The sequence below is a fragment of the Pigmentibacter sp. JX0631 genome (assembly GCF_029873255.1).
In the GTDB taxonomy this organism is placed as follows: domain Bacteria; phylum Bdellovibrionota_B; class Oligoflexia; order Silvanigrellales; family Silvanigrellaceae; genus Silvanigrella.
In genome coordinates this window covers 2,516,562-2,536,499 of sequence record NZ_CP123622.1, presented here as the reverse complement: position 1 = coordinate 2,536,499, position 19,938 = coordinate 2,516,562, and the positions used below count along the sequence as shown (strand labels likewise).

Annotated in this window: 17 protein-coding genes; 11 read left to right on the top strand and 6 right to left on the bottom strand. The window is 28.3% G+C overall.

Annotation, left to right across the window (positions count from 1 at the left end; translation table 11 throughout):
- Positions 1 to 137 precede the first annotated feature (137 nt).
- The 3 genes from QEJ31_RS11100 (at position 138) to QEJ31_RS11090 (ending at position 4,148) form a co-directional block, all read left to right on the top strand.
- Positions 138 to 668, top strand: coding sequence for a DOPA 4,5-dioxygenase family protein (locus QEJ31_RS11100; RefSeq protein ID WP_280590142.1), 531 nt, complete (start codon positions 138 to 140; stop codon positions 666 to 668).
- Positions 669 to 796: 128 nt separating this feature from the next.
- The gene (locus tag QEJ31_RS11095; RefSeq protein WP_280590140.1) at positions 797 to 1,786 is read left to right on the top strand and encodes an alpha/beta fold hydrolase; all 990 of its coding nucleotides are present in this window, start codon (positions 797 to 799) and stop codon (positions 1,784 to 1,786) included.
- Between the two features lie 16 nt (positions 1,787 to 1,802).
- Positions 1,803 to 4,148, top strand: a complete 2,346-nt coding sequence (locus tag QEJ31_RS11090; RefSeq protein WP_280590138.1) for an AsmA family protein — start codon at positions 1,803 to 1,805, stop codon at positions 4,146 to 4,148.
- A 48-nt stretch (positions 4,149 to 4,196) separates the two neighbouring features.
- On the opposite strand, the gene QEJ31_RS11085 is transcribed toward QEJ31_RS11090, so the two are convergent.
- Positions 4,197 to 4,676, bottom strand: a complete 480-nt coding sequence (locus QEJ31_RS11085; protein ID WP_280590137.1) for a hypothetical protein — start codon at positions 4,674 to 4,676, stop codon at positions 4,197 to 4,199.
- A gap of 222 nt (positions 4,677 to 4,898) precedes the next feature.
- Here QEJ31_RS11085 and QEJ31_RS11080 point away from each other — a divergent pair, with 222 nt between their 5' ends.
- Positions 4,899 to 6,539, top strand: a complete 1,641-nt coding sequence (locus tag QEJ31_RS11080; RefSeq protein ID WP_280590136.1) for a peptide ABC transporter substrate-binding protein — start codon at positions 4,899 to 4,901, stop codon at positions 6,537 to 6,539.
- A gap of 1 nt (position 6,540) precedes the next feature.
- Here QEJ31_RS11080 and QEJ31_RS11075 read toward each other — a convergent pair whose 3' ends face one another.
- Positions 6,541 to 8,088 carry an MFS transporter gene (locus QEJ31_RS11075; protein ID WP_280590135.1) on the bottom strand — a complete coding sequence of 516 codons (1,548 nt, stop codon included), beginning with the start codon at positions 8,086 to 8,088 and terminating at the stop codon, positions 6,541 to 6,543.
- Between the two features lie 87 nt (positions 8,089 to 8,175).
- Positions 8,176 to 8,955: an ABC transporter substrate-binding protein gene (locus tag QEJ31_RS11070; protein WP_280590133.1), complete on the bottom strand. Its 780-nt coding sequence runs from the start codon at positions 8,953 to 8,955 to the stop codon at positions 8,176 to 8,178.
- A 226-nt stretch (positions 8,956 to 9,181) separates the two neighbouring features.
- On the opposite strand from QEJ31_RS11070, the gene QEJ31_RS11065 reads away from it, so the two are divergent.
- Entirely contained in the window at positions 9,182 to 9,655 is a 474-nt protein-coding gene (locus QEJ31_RS11065; protein WP_280590131.1) for a hypothetical protein, read from the top strand.
- Positions 9,656 to 9,880: 225 nt separating this feature from the next.
- Positions 9,881 to 10,498, top strand: coding sequence for a hypothetical protein (locus QEJ31_RS11060; RefSeq protein WP_280590129.1), 618 nt, complete (start codon positions 9,881 to 9,883; stop codon positions 10,496 to 10,498).
- A gap of 3 nt (positions 10,499 to 10,501) precedes the next feature.
- On the opposite strand, the gene QEJ31_RS11055 is transcribed toward QEJ31_RS11060, so the two are convergent.
- From QEJ31_RS11055 to QEJ31_RS11045, 3 genes are all read right to left on the bottom strand, one after another.
- A complete protein-coding gene (locus QEJ31_RS11055) occupies positions 10,502 to 12,535 on the bottom strand; it encodes a hypothetical protein (protein ID WP_280590127.1) in 2,034 nt (677 codons plus the stop codon).
- A gap of 189 nt (positions 12,536 to 12,724) precedes the next feature.
- Positions 12,725 to 13,561 (bottom strand): c-type cytochrome, encoded by an 837-nt coding sequence (locus QEJ31_RS11050; protein ID WP_280590125.1) that lies wholly within the window; start codon positions 13,559 to 13,561, stop codon positions 12,725 to 12,727.
- 120 nt (positions 13,562 to 13,681) lie between these two features.
- A complete protein-coding gene (locus tag QEJ31_RS11045; protein WP_280590124.1) occupies positions 13,682 to 14,140 on the bottom strand; it encodes an RICIN domain-containing protein in 459 nt (152 codons plus the stop codon).
- Between the two features lie 706 nt (positions 14,141 to 14,846).
- Between QEJ31_RS11045 and QEJ31_RS11040 the strand changes: the two genes are divergently transcribed.
- The 5 genes from QEJ31_RS11040 (at position 14,847) to QEJ31_RS11020 (ending at position 19,896) form a co-directional block, all read left to right on the top strand.
- Complete coding sequence (locus tag QEJ31_RS11040; protein ID WP_280590120.1) at positions 14,847 to 15,677, top strand: Rpn family recombination-promoting nuclease/putative transposase; 831 nt, start codon at positions 14,847 to 14,849, stop codon at positions 15,675 to 15,677.
- A gap of 280 nt (positions 15,678 to 15,957) precedes the next feature.
- A complete protein-coding gene (locus tag QEJ31_RS11035; protein ID WP_280590116.1) occupies positions 15,958 to 16,800 on the top strand; it encodes an Rpn family recombination-promoting nuclease/putative transposase in 843 nt (280 codons plus the stop codon).
- 278 nt (positions 16,801 to 17,078) lie between these two features.
- Positions 17,079 to 17,432 carry an Rpn family recombination-promoting nuclease/putative transposase gene (locus QEJ31_RS11030; protein ID WP_280590112.1) on the top strand — a complete coding sequence of 118 codons (354 nt, stop codon included), beginning with the start codon at positions 17,079 to 17,081 and terminating at the stop codon, positions 17,430 to 17,432.
- An 84-nt stretch (positions 17,433 to 17,516) separates the two neighbouring features.
- Positions 17,517 to 17,906: a hypothetical protein gene (locus tag QEJ31_RS11025; RefSeq protein WP_280589761.1), complete on the top strand. Its 390-nt coding sequence runs from the start codon at positions 17,517 to 17,519 to the stop codon at positions 17,904 to 17,906.
- Between the two features lie 403 nt (positions 17,907 to 18,309).
- On the top strand, positions 18,310 to 19,896 hold the full coding sequence (locus QEJ31_RS11020; protein ID WP_280589758.1) for an IS66 family transposase: 1,587 nt from the start codon (positions 18,310 to 18,312) through the stop codon (positions 19,894 to 19,896).
- Positions 19,897 to 19,938: the final 42 nt, after the last annotated feature.

The window sequence follows — 19,938 nt, the reverse complement described above, 5'->3', positions numbered from 1 at the left end:
ACTGAATCATTATTTGCAAATACTGAAATTACTCTTTAATACTAGTAAGTTACATTTTTTTATGCTACATTTTCCAGGTCCCATTTTTTCAACATTTTGGTCTCTTGTTATTTTAAGAAAAGCTAAAGGAAAAAACTATGGACGAAATTAAGCTCACAAATGAGAATCTTGGAGGATTTGCGCAGTTAAAAGATTTTTTTGATCCAAATTTTAATTCAGAAGAATATTTTAAGAGTGAAGAATTTGATAGAAAAATTCGCTTAAAAGAAGAAATTATTAATTTTCACGCGCATGTTTATTATACAATAGATAACAAAGAAATAGCTAAACTACTATACCAACAAATTGCAGAAAGATTTCGAATTCAATTGGGAATTATGTATGATTTTGCTACAGGTCCCCACACTTTTCCACAATTTGAAGTTGCTTTTACGGAAGCTGATTTTGCAAATATTATTCCTTGGTTAATGCTAAATAGAATGGGTTTAAGTATTTTAATTCATACAAATACCCTGTATCCAAGAGATGATCATCTAAAAACGTGTTTTTGGTTGGGGAAACAACTTCTTTTAAAAGGAGAAAAAATCCCTGCACATTTGAATGCGGTTGGAATGAAAGAACCACCAAATATATCTCCCAATACAGTTCCAACCATTCTAACTCATTAATTTTATAGTTCACAAAAGCTAAATGCCATAGCATTTTATGGCACTCATATTTGTCACAAAGTAGAAGTAGTTATAATGTACTCCTAGATGGAAAAGCTCACTGTGCAATTTTGGAGGGCATTGTATTTATGTATACAATTGAAAAGTGGATAGCAGAACGCTTAAATCAAACAAATTATACGAAGTTTGAAGGAAGTGGAAGAAGGCACTTTTCCCAAAATAGTCTTCAAGATGTTTCAATAAGTTATTTTGATGTTCCCCTTTCTTCAGGACCAGGAACGGCTTTTTTAGCTGTTCCAAAAGGTTTTGAAAGCACACAAAATTCTTTAATTATTTTAATGCATGGTTTGGGTGATGATTGCTCTTATCCCCTTTTGCATTGGATAAAGTTTTTGAATGCCGCTGGGTTGTCCGTACTATCATTTGATTGGGATGGACATGGAATAAATGGTTCTTCTGTCCTTGATTTTCAACAAGCAACAAGAAGCTTACCACTGCTTATAGAACGCTTATATGGAACAGAATCAGGAATAGGTCTCAGCGCAAAGCGCCAAGGACCAGCTTGTTTTTTAATGGGTCACTCCATGGGGGCATCTTACACACTTATTGCAGCTACTCGGAATGATGTCGCACGCAACATAGATGGGGTCATAGCAGTATCTCCAGCTTTAAGTATTAATACTTATTCAAGTGCTGCTGGTGAATTATGGAATTATTTATACCCAAGCGCTTGGCTGAAAGATTTTGTTAATAAATTTTCTTACTATGGGCTTGATGGTTTATTTCCCGCAGTTGGCTCCTTTAAACGCAAGTCTTTTCCTATTCGAGTTAAAACTGCAATAAGCTACGCAGAACAAGCCCGTTACTTTGTTTCTGAAACTTTTGAAAAAAGGCGAATTCTTAGAGATATAAGAACTCCTGTATTGTGGTTACACGGCATGAAAGATAAAATTGCACCTTACCATAATGTAGCTTCATTGATGATGGAAATTCCTTCTGGTTTTTTTGCACACAATGATGAAAAAAGAGGGCATTTAAGGATGGCTTTTTCCGATCAAATCCCTAAATATTGTGCTTCATTTATCAAACAATGTAGCGATCTAAAAATAAATAAATAAACACTAGGCGGTAATCGTGAATACAAAAATGAAATGGATCATTGGTATATCAAGTTTTTTTGTAACTATAATAGTAATCTTATTCATTCTTCCTTTTCTTATAGATTTTAATAAATTTAAACCGCAAATACAAAATGCAGTCGCAGAAAAAATGAATGCTAGAATAAACTTTTCCTCAGCGAAATTAACTATTTTTACAGGGCTAGGAATTGTTATTAAAGATGTTACTATTGAAAATACTGATGAAGTTTTTATGGGAACAGAACTTTTTAAAGTTAAAGAAATTAAATTTAAAACTGAATTAATGCAGCTTTTTAAAGGTAAATTTGTTGGTACAATTGATATAAAAAATCCTGAAGTTAATATTTTAAGAGGATCAGGAAAAACAAATTTAACTACTCTAGCAAAAAAAGAAAGCTTTAAAAAAACCAATGAAGAACATTCTCCGCAAGAGGAAAGTCTTCCGTCTCAAGTAGGCAATTCAAAAAGTTCAAGTTCTTTTACAGATAAAATATTAATTAAATCATTCGAAATTAGAAATGCAACGTTTAATTTATTTAATGTTAATGGGCCAAAGGAACGTTTAGTAGCTAAAGTAGAAAATACAAATTTAATAATATCAAATATTGGTTCTGGTAAAGATACAAAAATAGATTTCTCAACAGAAGTTGATTATTCTGAAAATGATGTTACAGCAAAAGGATTAATTAGTTTAGCTTTAAACGTAAATACCGAACTAAATGGTACAGAGTGGAAAAATTCTCTTTTTAATGGAAAATTAAGTTTTGATAAACTCGATATTAATTTTAGAAATGCTTTTGTTAAGAAAAAATCAGTTCCTTTTAATTTAGCATTTGCAGGTATTGCTAATCCTAGATTACTCACTATTGACGATTTTAAACTCAATTTACAATCTATAGATACAAAAGCTAAAGTAGCTTTAAGCTTGCTAGATAAATCAAATGCTAATATTAATTTTTTAGTTAATTCAAATAATTTAGCCGAACTGGGAGAAATTTTACCTCAACATAAAGATATGCTTCTTAATGCGACTTTAAATCTTAAAGGAAAAATTGAAGGTTATCTTACAGCACCTGAAACTCTAGATACAAATATAAGTTTACAATCAAAATTAGGTGATTCTGATATTAATTTATTATTTGATAGCAAATCATTCAAACCTCTTAAAGGTTCATTAAAAATTCAAAGCAAGAACTTATTTTTATCAAAAATAATAAGTCCTTTTATGGCAAAAAATAACAGTAAAGATGAAGAAAAAAACCAAAGTAAAGCTGAAAATAAAGAAGAAAATGAATCTCCAAGTTCTTCTGCAAATTCAGAAAGTAAAAAACAAGATTTGAATAAAGATGAATTTAGTCTTTCAGATAAACAAAAGAAACTTCTTTCTGGATCAGACTTCAGCACTGAAATTTCAATAGGAAAACTTGTCTATGAAAATTTTAATTTTACAAATTTTATTTTAAATTCAAAAATTAAAAACTATACAGCAACATTAAATAAATTTTCTATGAATTTATTTTCCGGAAATTTAACTAGCAATATGAATGTTGATTTAGCTGTATATCCAATTATGTATAATGGTAATCTAAATTTAAATAATGTAAAAGTTGAAGAAATTTATAAGACTATTAAAGCAGATGCAAAATCAAGTCCAATTGAAGGTTCGGCTGATATTAAAATGACTTTTAATGCGAAAGGTTATTCAAGAGCATCACTTTCAAAATATTTAAATGCAAATGGTAGTTTTCTTTTTAATGATGGAACTTTAAATACCAAAAGTTTAATTTCATTGGCTGGTGAACAGTTTAATCAATTTATTAAATCAGGCCCTTTTTCTAGTCTAAAAATCGACAATAATTCATTAAAAAATTTAAGCTTGTCAGATGATAAAGATTCTAAAAAAAGTTTGAAAAATCAGAAAGGCGAATTTGAAATAAGAAATGGAAAATTAATTGTCAGAAACTCAATAAATACTGAACAAGGTTTTCTAAAGCTCGACGCAGATATAGGAATTGATGAATCTTTAACAGGATCTGCTTTATATATCGCCAGTAAATCAGTTAAAGAACAATTAATTCAACAAAGTAATTATGCAAAGTACTTATTAAATGACAAAGGTGAATTCGAACTGACCCTTTATTTAGCAGGAACTGTTTCCAAACCTGAAGTAACAATTAATACTGAACCCCTGCAAAAAAGATTTATAAAAAATGCTTCAAAAGAAGTTACAAATAAGATCAAAGAAGAAATAAAGAAAAACCCCGAAGTACAAAAACTGCAAGACGATGCCAAAAAACTTCTTGAGAAAAACGGAATAGATCCAAGTCAGTTTGGCTTTTAAAGAAGTAAAAAAGCTTTCTTTTTTACTTCTGAGAAAATAATTATAATATTATATCTTTACGTCTTTTAAGTCTTTTAAATGCTTTGTCAATCGCAAATAAAACACAATTTCAAGAATAGGAATATAAGCAAAATAAAATATATTTGCCAAATCACCCATGTAATCTTTAGGTATTAAAAAAGAAAGACCCCATAATAATGGCATACTTCCAAGCATTGTCAGCAATGTAAAAATGATAAAGCGGAATGCAAGTACAACATAGATAGGAATAAACTTGGTAATAAAAGAGTTTCCTTCCTTACCTCCATGCATACGATATGCCAAATAGATTCCCACCAGTTGAATTAAAATACTAAGAATCGACTGAATTTTGTCAAATATTGTAGGAGTTGTTGGAAAAAAAACATAGACTTCAGAAAACACAGAAAAAAACGCTATAAAAATAAACAAATAAATATATTGTATTTGCTCTGATAAGCCATTCTCAAGAATTGCGATTTTTAACTCTTTAATACTTAGTAAATACATTCCCCCTCCTAAATATGTTTAAAGACAACTTTTTCATTGAACAATAAAAAGAACAATATTTCACTACCTATTCTAATCTTTCCTGAATAAATAAGTTTTAAAGTATAATCTGCTTGCTTAGAAGTGCTTAAGTCATATAAAATAATTTTAGTCATTTATTTTTGTTCAGATTACAAAATTAGGAATGAACATATAAGTCTATATATTTGTGAGTCATTTTTTATGCAAAAAACTTCTCATTTCATAAAATTTATCAGATATCTAAAGACAATAATTTTTTGTTTCATGATTTGTAACTTTAATTTTGTTGCCGTAGCTCAAAAAGTTGTATTACGTGATGAATTAACTAGGTTTTCTGGAGGAAAACCAATTACCTTCGATCCAACAAATACAAATGATAAACCCACCGAACAGATTCTCCAAGATATGTTTGAAGGTCTTACTCGTATAGATAGAAATGGTAAAGTCATTATGGCTATAGCTGAATCATACAGAGTAGAAGATAATAATAAAACATATATTTTTAAGATTAGATCAAATGCAAAATGGTCTGACGGCACTCAGGTAACAGCTGAACATTGTGCATTGCCAATAAAACGTCTTATGAATCCAAATATTTCAACAATTGTAGGCTTTAGCGCCTTTCCTATTTTGAATAGTAAAAAAGTGTTTGAGGGAAAACTGTCACAAAAATTTCTTGGTGTGCAAGTAATAAATCCTCGAACTCTCCTTTTAAAACTCGAACATCCTTTTCCCCATTTTTTAGAACTTCTTAGTAGCATTAATTATGTTTGCTTGCACCCAAGAAGTTACGATAAAAACGGTAAATTCATTGAACATTTCCCAACAATGTCAAATTCAGCATATCAAATTCAATCATATGAAGAAGATAAATATATTATTTTAGAAAAAAATCCCTACTTTTATAATAAAGATAAAGTCCAAATAAATAAAGTAACTTACTTTTTTATGGAAGATATTCTTTCACAAATAAACATGTACTTGACAGGTCAAGCTAACATTACTAGTGCTAATATTTCATCTGAAGATTTACCATATTTAGAAAATAAGTTAGTAGATAATCAAATACAATTTAATCCTTCTAATGACTCTGTTCTTTTGCTGGTTAATACATCTATAGAGCCCTTTAAAAATAATGTAAAACTAAGAAAAGCAATCTCATTAGTTATCGATAGATCTGATTTAGCAAAAAGAGTTTTATCTAAACCTGAATTTAAAATATTTGATATAGTACCTTATAATATTGAAGACTATAAAGTATATATCCCAGATTGGGCCTTTTGGACTTACGAAAAAAGGATCTTAGAAGCAAAAAAGTTAATGAAAGAAGCAGGGTATGAAAAAAAACGTTTGAGTCTAAAGCTAAAATATAACTACTACCCAGATAATCATAAAATAGCTTTAGGTATTGCTGAAATGCTTGAAAAAAATTTAAATATTACTTTAACACTAGAAAAACAAGAAATTAAAAACAATATTCAAGATGTTAGAAAAGGAAATTATCAATTATCTATCAATAAATTTTATCCTAATTATATAGATGCAATTGAATATCTAAGCATCTTAAAATCAAAGCACAAAGAAAATCATACTTTTATGAATGATAAAACATTTGATGCCCTTCTTGATAAAGCAAGTCAAGAAAATGATTATAATGTCAGAAATAAACTTTTACAAAAAGCTGCTAAAAAAGGATTAGAAAATTACACAATTATTCCAATGTTAAATTACATATCAAAGTATTTAATAAATTACGATTTAATGGGATACACTAATGAAGATAGTTATGTAAAATTGTATTCACAAGATCTTTATTTTAAAAAAATGATAATTCCCCAATAATTCAACGATCCATTTTATTATCTTTCGTTTCTTTAAGATATAAACCACCAATAATTAAGGTCATAAATGCAACTGCCATCGGATAATATAATCCAGCATAAATATTTCCTGTGTAAATTACCATAGAAGCAGCAATTAAAGGTAAGAATCCTCCAAACCAACCATTGCCTATGTGATAAGGAAACGACATAGATGTATAACGAATATTTGTAGGGAATAATTCTACTAGAAAGGCCGCAATTGGCCCGTAGACCATGGTAACAAATATTACTAAAATCGTTAATAAAAGAATTACAGCTACATAATTAATTTCATTTGGATTTGCTGTAGCTGGATATTTTGCAGCAATTAAAGCGTCTTCCACCAATTTTCCATCAAAAGATTTTATTTCCATTGAACCTATTTTTACAGATAAACTCTCGCTTGGGATATTAGTATTTGTTTGTAAATCAAAATTATAGCCTTTTTTTGAAAGAAATTCTTTTAATTGCTCACATTCTGATTTGCAATTATTTGCCTCAATTACTATTGGATTTTTTTCCATTGCTTCACTCAAAGCAGGATTTCCATAGAAAGTAATAGCTTTAAAAATTGGAATATATGCAATAGCTGCTAATAAACAGCCTGTTAAAATAACTTTTTTTCTTCCTATTTTATCAGATAGTTTTCCAAAAAAGATAAAAAAAGGCGTGGCCAAAATTAGAGAAACAGCAATCATTAAATACGAATTTTTAAAATCTATTTTCAGAGTATTTTGGAGAAAAAAAAGTGCATAAAACTGTCCTGTATACCAAACTACACCTTGCCCAGCGGTGGCTCCGAATAATGATAATAAAACTAATTTTAGATTTGGTATTTTTGTAAAACTATCTCTTAAAGGTGAGAGTGAACGAGTTCCTGATTCTTTCATTTTTAAGAATAGAGGAGATTCGTGCAATTTTAAACGAATATATACTGATACAATTAATAGAACAATTGATATTAAAAATGGAATTCTCCATCCCCAAACTTTAAAATCATTTTCACTTAAGGATAACCGGCAAGACAAAATAACAATAAGTGATAAAAGAAAACCTAGAGTAGCAGTAGTTTGTATAAAACTTGTATGAAGTCCACGTTTTTGATGTGGAGCATGTTCAGCAACATAAGTTGCTGCTCCACCATATTCCCCACCTAAAGCCAGCCCTTGTGTCAAACGTAACACAGTTAACAAAATAGGTGCAAAAATTCCCAGCTGTTCATAAGTTGGTAACAATCCTACAAGAGCTGTAGAAAGTCCCATTACAATTATTGTAATTAAGAATGTATATTTTCTTCCAAATAAATCACCAATTCTACCAAAAATAATAGCCCCAAATGGGCGAACAGCAAAACCAGCTCCAAAAGTTGCAAGACTTGCTAAAAACCCCGCAGTTTCATTTCCTTTTGGAAAAAATAAAGAACCAAAGAAGACAGCCAAGGTTCCATAAAGATAAAAATCATACCACTCAAATACTGTTCCAAGAGATGAAGCAATTACAATTCTTTTCATATTTTTATCATTTGACATACTTACCTCAAATTGAAAATGCGATTTTTTATCGTACTGCTTTTATTTAAATTTAATGTCAAAATTTTGGTTCTTTTATTTTTTTAATTAATTAAAATATTTTTTTAATGTTTTTTCATACTTTCCTGAATTTTTCCATTTATCTAAAAACAAATTAAAGCTATTTATCAAATCTTTATTATTTTTTCTTGCTGCAATTCCATACATTTCATGATCTTCAGGTGTTAATTTAAAAAGAAATTGATTTGGATTTTTTTTCTCAATAAATGCAGCAAAACTTAAATCAACAATGACATAGTCAACTGCTCCAATTTTAACAGCGTTTAAAATTTCAGTATAATCTGTATATTTAGTAATATTTGCATTTCCTAAATACTTTACTGCAAAATAATCGTTTGTAGTTCCTAATTTCACTCCAACTTTGAATTTTGCAGAATTAAGCATTTCAAACTTTTCAAGCCTATCAATTTCTGAATTTCCTTTGCTATATAAATATACAATACCACTAGTATAATATGGAAAACTAAATAAAAAATCTTTTTTTCTTTCATCTGTTATTGTTATTCCAGCTGCAATAAGATCACATTTATTTTCTTTTAGAGCTTGAAAAATATCATCTATATTGAAATTGTAAATTCTATATTTAAAATGGTTTATCTTACTAAATTCCTGAATCATCTCAATGTCAAATCCTATCCAAGCTCCATTCGAGTAAGAAGAAAAAGGAACAAATCCACCAGTTGTGCAAACTTTTAAAGATCTAACTTTCTCTCTTAAATTTGAGCTTTGTTTTTCAGAATATGCTTTTATATCAAACAATGTCAAAATAAAAAAAACTGATTGAAGAAAACAAATCTTTAATTTCATAAAATTTTTCTCCAACACCAAAAAAAATCACTTCCATTTATTAATACAGGTAATTTATCTAATTAAATATCTTATACTTAGATGCTCTATTGAATCAAGAAATTTCCTTTTTGAGATTATTTGACATCTGATCAAGCGCTCTTTAATTTAACTTGGAACAGGCTTGTTTAATATTGAAATATTGCATGCCAAATGCTTTGCCATTTTTATTAATCAGGATTTTATAATGAAACAAAATACGCAACAAGAAGATCGCATTATTGTCGATACCATTAAAGGGCAAAAAATTTCTCAACAGAATGAGTTAGTTGAAAAACTTAAGACATTAGGTATTGATATCCCGCAATCAAGCTTATCTCGAAGACTTAAAAAGTTAGGAATTGCAAAAATAAATAATTACTACACAGTCTTAGATCAATTTACGAAAACACAAAGTCAAATACTTGAAATAAAACTCTCACAACCAAATATTCTCGTGTTACATACCCTTCCAGGACATGCAAATTCGCTTGCAATCGTAATAGATGAAAAATTGAGTTTCGAGGAAAAATCAGGAATAGAAAATGGTTATAAATATTTATGTGGAACCATAGCTGGTGATGATACTGTTCTAGTCTTATCGGATGGTTCGAAAGATTCCCTGTCTAAGCTTAAAGCTCAAATTGCTAAGGATTTTCTTTTCGATGAAACAACCGATTAACAAAAGCGGTATATCAAAGTTTTTCTTATATTTTCTGAAATTTATTTATTTATTTTAAGTTAAATTAAAAAATTCATTCTTAACATCTTTAAAAAAATAAAAAAAAATAATTTAAATTTTATTAAATTGCTTACCAAAAGTATTTTTGATAGAAAATATTATGTTTTATGTTTTTAATAAATTTCATAAAATAAACTTTTCTAATTTTGATTTTAAGGGGTTTTTATGAAAATACTTGCTGCCTCAATTGCTTTTTTAGTTTCATCAAGTGCACTAGCATGTTTCGCTCCCATTAAAGAACAAGATGAATTTGAAGAAGAAAATTATAATAATTATATTGATTCGTTTTCTTACGCCGTAGATATAGATTTAAGAATTATGGATTACTGTAAACCTTATGCCGCTATAATTGAACAAAATAATGAATATAAAGGAAATTTTTCAATCTACAATTTATGGTATGATTTTTCTTTTGCTTATATTAAATTGCAATATAATAATACCAAAAATTCAAACATTGTAGTTCTTGAACCTAGTGAGTCCAGTCCTTTTATTTGCAATGGAAGCAAGTTAGAGCATAAATTGCAAGAACCTATTATATCAACAAGTAGAAGTATTTTAAAAACTGCTCCAGTTCGGATTAAATTTTTAAATACCAAAAACAATAAAAATTATTTAACTACAAATACAATAAAAAACACTTCATACTTTTCTTTAAATAAAAAAGGGAGCGAATTTCAGTTAGGTACCATTACTAAAAGCGTCAATTGTTATAATTTAAATGACTATTGTACTTTTGATAATAATAAAGAGTTACAATTAAAATTTATACCTCTGCATTAAATATTATAAACGTGTAACATAGATTTCTGGCTGTATATCAACCTGTCGAGGCATTTCATATTGACCAATATTTCTTAATCCTTTCGAATATGCTTCATTTAATTTTTGCCTATAATAATTTTCTATTTCATACCGTTGTGAATGATGAACAAATTTGGTGTATAGGATTGATTTAACTTGAACAATATATGTCTCTGAACTAAATTTACTTGGTTCATAATTTTCTTGGAATATTGTATAGTGAAACATTAAAAACTCTTTTGATTTAGTTTTCATTTCAACTAATAAACACTCAATTACTTCTTCCAAAGTCAAAGGATGTATGATTGCTTTTTTTATTTTTTTATCAATCCGACTTCTTTCACTAAAAATAAATGTAGGAAGAAAATCCTTTTTTAAAATTCTTATTGCTGCGAGATAAGAGGAAGCTAAATTTAAAATATTTTTTGTTCCAGCTAATGGTGTGAACATACCACACAGTGAACGAGAATTTAAACCAACCAAAAGCTCATTATAATTATCTGCTCTGAGTCTTTCTCTTGAATGATTAAGCAGATCACTTCTTAATTGATCAATTTCAATATAAAGATCTTTGTATATATCTTTTAAATACATATTATTTATTTTTTGATTTCCAACCCACCATTTCGAATTTGTATTTGCATTAGATTTAAAAACATATTTCCAATTTTTGTTGTGTACCTGAAATAAATTATGAATAAATCCTACTGGGTTTTCTATACTTCCATGAAATGTAGTATTTCCATCTGGGCGAATTAAAGTTGTAGATAATTTTTTTGAATAAGCTCTATTTGTATGCTCTCCACGTGTATCTGATATTTGTCGAAACTCTTGTTGTCCTGTTCGTGGATTAAAAAAAATAGATCTATTTCCTTTTACAGCTCGATCCTTTCCAAAGAAATTGTAATCTGGATTACTAGGATTATCTAAATGTTTTACTTCTTTTAACACGCAGTCATCATACTGATCTAGATTTTTTTCTGTTAATCTCCCCAATCCATAGCCAAATGAAATTAATTTTAATGTAACTTTACTAGCCAATTCATTTCTTTCTAATTCATTCGAGTAAAGTCCATTTTTATTTATGCTTTCAATTCCACTAATAGCTCTTAAATATAATTTTTCCTCTAAGTAGTGAATTAAATTTTTAATTGAAATTTGATTTTTTTTAGGAAAACCTATCCAATGTGCAAACTCTTCAAAAGCACTAAAGCTGTAATACATTTGCAATTCATTAAAAGATAGAATTAAAATTTTTCTAATATCTTCTCTCTCAATTTGTTTTAATGCATAAAGTTTTTGTGCAAAAGAATAGTTTGGATTTGTATAAAAGTCGCCATAATCATAATCAGAAAAGTGATTTGTTGGTTTTCCAAAACCATTTAATTTTGACCAAGGTACCTTTTTGTAATCCATTTGATTCTGGATTTCAGCAAAACTCCATCCATGGTCAATTTTAACAAAATGCATATTACCATTGATATTTGCTAATCCTAAATTTGCAATATGAGTATCATAATCTCCAAGCCATAAGTTCACTGCTAATACTTCACCTAAATTTGTATTTTTATATTGAGTTACAAAATTTTTTGCTTTTTTATCGTGAAATGTCTGAAGAAAAATAGGACGATCTCTTAAATTCATTAATTTAAATATTTCTTTAAATTCTTGAAAAAAAACAGAGCCTATGTATACCTCTGAATGCAATTTTTGTTTATTTAAAACTTTTGTTTGTGTTCTCTCATTTTTTGTTGCAAGAAATACACTCGCTCCTAAACCATGTAATGCATAATTATAAAATTTTGAAGCAATAAATTCACTTATCGTTTCGCCATCATTTCTTCCTTGTTTGAACAATACTAAATAATTTGTATTGCCAACTGTAGTTTGATATACTCCACCTAATTCTGATTTGGACTCTTGCCCTCCTTCCTTTTTTTTAAAAGGCTGATAAGTTCCATCTTGAATAAATCTAGAAAAACCTGTTAATTTTTCATCTACAAATTCTTTTTGCATAAGTCATCCTAACAATGGGAAAAGTATTTCTGTTTCAAGAAATAAATTTTACCATTTGAAAGATGTCTAATTTATGAAATTACGATGAAAAAACACTGTTACTATTATATTTTTATAGAAATAAGAATTAAAAATTAATCATAAGTTTTATCCCACTTTTTATAGGATAAATAGATCTAATTTCTTTTATTATTTCTTTAAAAGCTTTGCATCCATTAAATTCTGGCATGTTAAATCATTGTTACATAATTTATTTTCTTTCATCTCTTTTAAATAGAGGAAAAAATTATTAAATTGTTCTTCAGAGATTTTTACTGGCGGCATTTTTGCATTCGCTCTAAATGAGGTTGGCGATTTAGTATAGGCTTGAATATACTCAACGGAATAGTATTCAGAAAAATTTTTGGGCACATTCATTTCAAGGCCAAGCTGACCACCGATTAAGTTCATAGAATGACAAGCGGAACAAGACTCCTGAAATACTTGAAAACCTTTTAAAACCTTCTCGTTTGAAGTATTTTTGGGAATACTTGCCCCGTATGTTTCATGAAAAGTACTTAGATTTATTTCTACTATTCCAAATGCCCAATATTCAACTGGTACTTTATCTTCTTCACGCCACAGTAAGTAATATGGTCCGCCATTAATTATTCTCCCTCCATCTCTAGTATCTTGCCACTTCATTTTATTTTTTAAGGTAATATCACGTATAGCTAGGAATGGTTTATATTTTTCTAAAAATGAAATGGGTATAGAAATTTTAAACTTATCTTTTGCAATAAAAGTAATAAGATCATATTTCTTGTAGTCTATTTTTTTTTGGAAAAGTATATTTAAAAAATTATAGCCTGAAAAAGTACGACGTTCTTTATACAATGGGTCAAGTGTAGTTAAAAAACTTTCTTTTATATTTAAATTTTTAAATAAACTTTCATCTATAAGAAAATCTTTATTTGCATCTGCAAAAACAGGTAATAGTAAAAAAAATGGAAATAGTAGAAAAAATTTATAGCATATTTTCTTCATCAAATCCTCCTTCTTGATTATTCAAAGTAATCCTCAATTTGAAAAAATGAACTAATAAAATTAGTCTATTTTAACATATGACAAGAAGAAGAAATTCGGACCTTTAAAAATTATTTCCAATCAATGCCAAACAAATCTCCATAATTGATAATTACCACCATTACACCCTAGAGTATATAATTTTCCAGCCCCATTACTATCTAAACATTTTCCAGTTTCTTCATTTCTTAAACTAAATTTTCCATCGCTTTCATATTTAAGTTCCCACTTTTGATTGTTCCCTCCGTTAGCTACTAAAGTATAAGCGTTCCCTGCAGCGTTACTATCTAAAGTTAAGCCTGTTCCATAGCTTCTAAAAGAAACAACTCCGCCATCAAACCATTGGACATCCCATAATTGGTAATCTCCACCATTCTCATCAAAAGCATAAGCATTTCCTGCACTATTACTATCTAAATATTTCCCAGTAGCTACGTTTACAACATTCACAAGAGCATTAGCAAATGCTGGGACTAATGAAATTGAGGCAAAAAAAACTACAGAATTAACCCTCAAATGTTTCAATAAAATAGACTTCATGTTATTTCTCCTATAAAAATTGTTATTAAAATCTGAAATCTCTTAGCATGACAATAAAAACCGATCAACAGTAAATTAAAAAATTAATTAAATACTGATTCATACTGATTCATACTAATTAATACTTTTTCTTTTTTTAACAACAAGAATTAATTAATTGTTTAATTATTTAAATTTAGCAATTAATTAACTTTAAAATTGTAATATTTTATTTTCTTATTTAAATTTATAATTTTATTAGAATAATTTAACATATTATATTTTAAATTATAATTTTTTTTATTAATGATTAAGCAATAAAATTTCACTGCTTGATGAAGTAAACAAATGAATTTTAATTAATCGAGAGTTAGAAAATTTTTCTAGTATACTTTTAAAAATTTCCTAGCTTAAATTGTGATATATATTTAAGAAACAGTACAAAGTGGAATTTAATGCAAATATTTTATTACATATCCTAATGTAAGTGCTATAGATCCTATTTTTTTAGAAATAAATTCAATGCGGTTGAAAAAATTATATAATATTAATTAAAAAATATTAGTAAGAAAAAAGATAAATTTTTAAATACATAAAAATAAAACAAGTTAAATAAATATTTTCTCTGCCCAATTTTTAACTACTTTTTGTTCACTTTCTATCTACCACCATACATTTCATTAAATTTTATTTAAGCTCTTTTTCCGTTTATAAGAAAGGAAATGTAATGGAACTTGAATTGCTTGATATTAAAAATGATTATGTTTTTAAACGTATTTTTGGGGAGAAAGAAGATATCTTAATTCACTTTTTAAATAGTGTGTTAAATTATCCGGAAAATGAAAAAATTATTTCCTTAACTTATTTAAATACGGAAATTAATAAGGATCAAGAAGATGATAAAGAAACAAGGTTAGATGTCTTAGCTAAACTCAACAATGAAAGTTTTGTAAATATAGAAATCCAAGTACAAAATACTTATGAATATGAAAAACGGTGCTTGTATTACTGGGCGAAGCTTTATGAACAACAATTAACTAGCGGAAAAAAATATAAAACCTTAAAGCCAGCTATTTGTATTCATATTTTAAATTTTAATTTCTTTAAAGATAAAGATTATTTTATGACTAAAATTAAACCGTTGGATACAGAAACAAGAAAAGTTTTTTCTCACGATTTCCAACTTTACTTTTTAGAAGTTCCCAAAATCCCAGATCAGTATTATAATGAACTGGATAAATGGATGCACTTTTTTAAAGGTGCTTCAAAGGAGACCGTCATGGCAATGCAAACACCTGAAATTGAAAAAGCATTTAATACACTTGAATATATCAGCCAAGATCCCATTGCTAGAGCTAAATACGAAGCCAGAAGAAAATATGAACTTGATTACAACACCGATATGGATGGGGCTAGGGAAGAGGGTTTTGCTAAAGGGAAAAATGAACAAAAATTTGAAATAGCAAAAAATCTTTTAATAAATAATTTTTCAATTGAAATGATTAGTAAAATAACAGATTTAACAATTTCTGAAATAGAGAAACTAAAGAATACTTAGTTTCTCTAATATTCATTAAATTTTTAATATTGATCCTTAAAATCCAACGAAAATAATGATATTTGATCCATAAAAAAATATTGACCTAATAACCTACCGAAATAATTTAATTTAATATTTTGAGAAATTAAAAAATTTATTTTAATAATGAAAAGAAAAATATTAAATAGAAATTCACAATGTTCAGTTTTTTATCAACTTTGTTCATTTTCTGGTCAGCACCACACATTTCATTATTTTTAATTTATGTTCATTTTTTATTTACTTGAAAGGAGATTTAATGGAATTTGAATTGCTTGATATTAAAAATGATTATGTTTTTAAACGCATTTTTGGGGAGAAAGAAGATATTTTAATTCACTTTTTAAATAGTGTGTTAAATTATCCGGAAAATGAAAAAATTATTTCCTTAACATATTTAAATACTGAAATTAATAAAGACCAAGAAGATGATAAGGAAACAAGGCTAGATGTGTTGGCAAAGCTCAACAATGATTGTTTTGTGAATATTGAAATCCAAGTACAAAACACTTATGAGTATGAAAAACGTTGCTTGTATTACTGGGCTAAACTTTATGAACAACAATTAACTAGCGGAAAGAAATATAAAACTTTAAAACCAGCTATTTGTATCCATATTTTAAATTTTAATTTCTTTAAGGATAAAAATTATTTTATGACAAAAATTAAACCGTTGGATACAGAAACAAGAAAAGTTTTTTCCCACGATTTCCAACTCTATTTTTTAGAAGTTCCCAAAATCCCAGATCAGTATTATAATGAACTGGACAAATGGATGCACTTTTTTAAAGGTGCTTCAAAGGAGACCGTCATGGCTATGCAAACACCTGAAATTGAAAAAGCATTTAATACACTTGAATATATCAGCCAAGATCCCATTGCTAGAGCAAAATACGAAGCCAGAAGAAAATATGAACTTGACTACAACACCGATATGGATGGGGCTAGGGAAGAGGGTTTTACTACAGGTTTTCAAAATGGGAAACATGATCAAAAAATTGAAATAGCAAAAAACCTTTTAGCCAATCATTTTTCAATTGAAATGATCAGTAAAATAACAGATCTACCCATTTCTGAACTAGAGAAACTAAAGAATATTTAGTTTCTCTAATATTCATTAAATTTTTAATTGATCCTTAAAATCTAACGAAAATAGTGATATTTAATCCATAAAAAAATATTGACCTAATAACCTACCGAAATAATTTAATTTAATATTTTGAGGAATTAAAAAATTTATTTTAATAATGAAAAGAAAAATATTAAATAGAAATTCACAATGTTCAGTTTTTTATCAACTTTGTTCAGTTTCTGATCAGCTCCACACATTTCATTTTTTTTAATTTATGCTTCTTTTCCGTTTACTTGAAAGGAGATCTAATGGAATTTGAATTGCTTGATATTAAAAATGATTATGTTTTTAAACGCATTTTTGGTGAGAAAGAAGATATTTTAATTCACTTTTTAAATTGTGTGTTAAATTATCCGGAAAGTGAAAAAATTATTTCTTTAACTTACTTAAATACAGAAATAAATAAAGACCAAGAAGACGATAAGGAAACAAGGCTAGATGTCTTAGCAAAACTTAATAATGAAAGTTTTGTCAACATTGAAATTCAAGTGCAAAATACTTATGAATATGAAAAACGGTGCTTGTATTACTGGGCGAAGCTTTATGAACAACAATTAACTAGCGGAAAGAAATATAAAACATTAAAACCAGCTATTTGGTAAATCATCGCACAAGCCCACATTTCAATAAAAATTAAATTTGTTAGATTAAAATAGTCATCATAAAAGAAGAGAAAGGAGATGATAATGGAGAATGTAACCTTAAAAAGGAAGTTAAGTTCTTATGTATCAGATAAAGGGTATTTAAAGCATGTCCCCGATGACATATTGTTTGAAGTGTTATTAGCATGGGAGAATTGGACAGGTTCTAGTAAGGAATTTTATGGTACTTTAGGTTTTACTCATGCCCAAATGGCATCTTTAATTGGTAAAGCAAAAAGGTTAAAAAGAGAAGGTCACTTTAGTGACGAAGATTTTAAACAAATAAAGATATCAACGGAACAAAATTTAAATTCAGAACATGCAACAGTAACAACATCTGTATGTGGTGCTGCAGAGTTAGTGTTACCAGGTGGTAAATTGATTCGATTTTCAAACATAGATTTTTTATTGGATTATTTAAAGAAAAGCGCATGATTAATTTTAATAGAAGAACAAAGATATATGTAAATAAGAGTCCCACGGATATGCGAGAATCGTATGATGGGTTATTTAATCGCGCAAAAAATGTTCTTCGTAAGGATCCTTTTTCGGGACATTTATTTTTATTTATAAATAAGAAAAGGTCTTCTTGTAAGTAAGTGCCTTTATTATGATGGTACTGGACTCGTAATCATATCCAAAAGGCTAGAAAAAGGTTTATTTTCAAGAATAAATCCGAGGTATAAAAAAGAAATTATTCTTACTCAAGCTGAATTTAGTTTATTTTTTGAAGGAACAGATCTAAACAAAAGATTTGTTGAAAGTCCTGCAGAAATTAGAAAATACATAACCAAATCAAACACTTGAAATTTAATGAACTAGGTGTTATCTTGCGCGAATGGAAAAAAATCTATTCGAAAAAATTACCGCGAATGATCTTTTAAAATTCAATAGCAAACAGCTGATTGAATTCTTTGAAAATCAAAAGAAATATACTGAGAAAATATTAAATTCTCATAATGAATTTATTCAAAAACACAATCTCATTCTTGAAGAACGAGATAGCTTAAAAAAGCATAATAAAGAGTTACTGGATAAAATTGTTGAAGTTGAGGGGCAACTTGTATTACTTAGACGAAGGATATTTAGAGAAAAATCTGAAAGGATTGTAAAAGATAAAAATACTTCGGAACCATCTGATAATATAAAGAAAAACAGCTCAAAAAAACGTGCCAAAGAAATTAAAAGACTTCCATCTGAGCGATATCCTGAAGCAGAAATAATTGAAGAACATGTAGAATTTAAGGAACTGCCTATTTGCAACTGCTGTGGTTCACAAATGCGTGATTCTGGAATGACTGAAGATAGTGAGTTTTTAACAACAGAGCCAAAAGATTACTACATAATAAAACAAAAGCGACATAAATACCGGTGTACCAAATGTCATGGAGATATTAAGACTGCTCCTACTCCTAAAAAAATAATACCAAGTTCAGTTTATAGTGACGAAATGATAGTCGATGTTGCAATGACAAAGTACTGTGATCTCATCCCTATTGAAAGATACAGTTCAATAGCAGGGCGTGAAGGCTTTGTGGATTTACCACCCAATAGTTTAATAGGTACGACACATAAACTAGCCGAATATGTTGAACTGGCATATAATAAAGTAAAGGAAGAAATATTATCTTCAAACGTATTACATGCGGATGAAACCCCTCACCGCATGTTAGAAGGAGATGAAAAAAAGAGCTGGTATTTATGGGGATTTTCCAACAAACAAAGCTCATACTTTGAAATCAGGAATACCAGATCAGGCGATGTCGCTTCTGAGATTCTTGGCAAATCTAAGTGTGAATATTTAGTCAGTGACATTTATTCCGGTTACGTTAAATCAACAACAGAAGTAAATAAAAAGCGAGAGAATAAAAATATTCCATTAATTAAAAATATTTATTGCAATGCGCATAGTCGTCGCAAATTCATGGAAGCTGAAAAATTCCCTGAAAGTAAATTCTTCATTGAACAGTATCATGAAATTTATAGGTTAGAATCAGATGGAAAAAAAGATCCTCAACTACTGCAAAAAAATAGAAATCAAATGAAAGCACTCTTTGAAGACATGAAGATAATAGGAAAAAAATTGTTACAAGGAGTTTCTGCTCAAAGTACACTAGCAATCGCTATAAACTATTTTTTAAAAAACTATGAAGGGCTTACAAGATTTATCGAAAATATTGAATTGCCCATTGATAATAATCACCAAGAAAGACAACTTAGAAGTCCTGTTATAGGAAGAAAAACTTGGTATGGAACTCATTCAAAACAAGGTGCAAAAACAGCATCTATTATGTTTACTCTTGTAGAGTCTTGTAAATTAAATGGAATAAATCCTAGAGAATATTTTTCAATGCTTGTTAAGGATATTCATGCTGGGAAAAACGTCTTTACCCCAAAAGAATTTAATAATATAGACAGCGGATAAAGAAACAATTCTTATTCATTTATCAAATTACGTAAATAAATC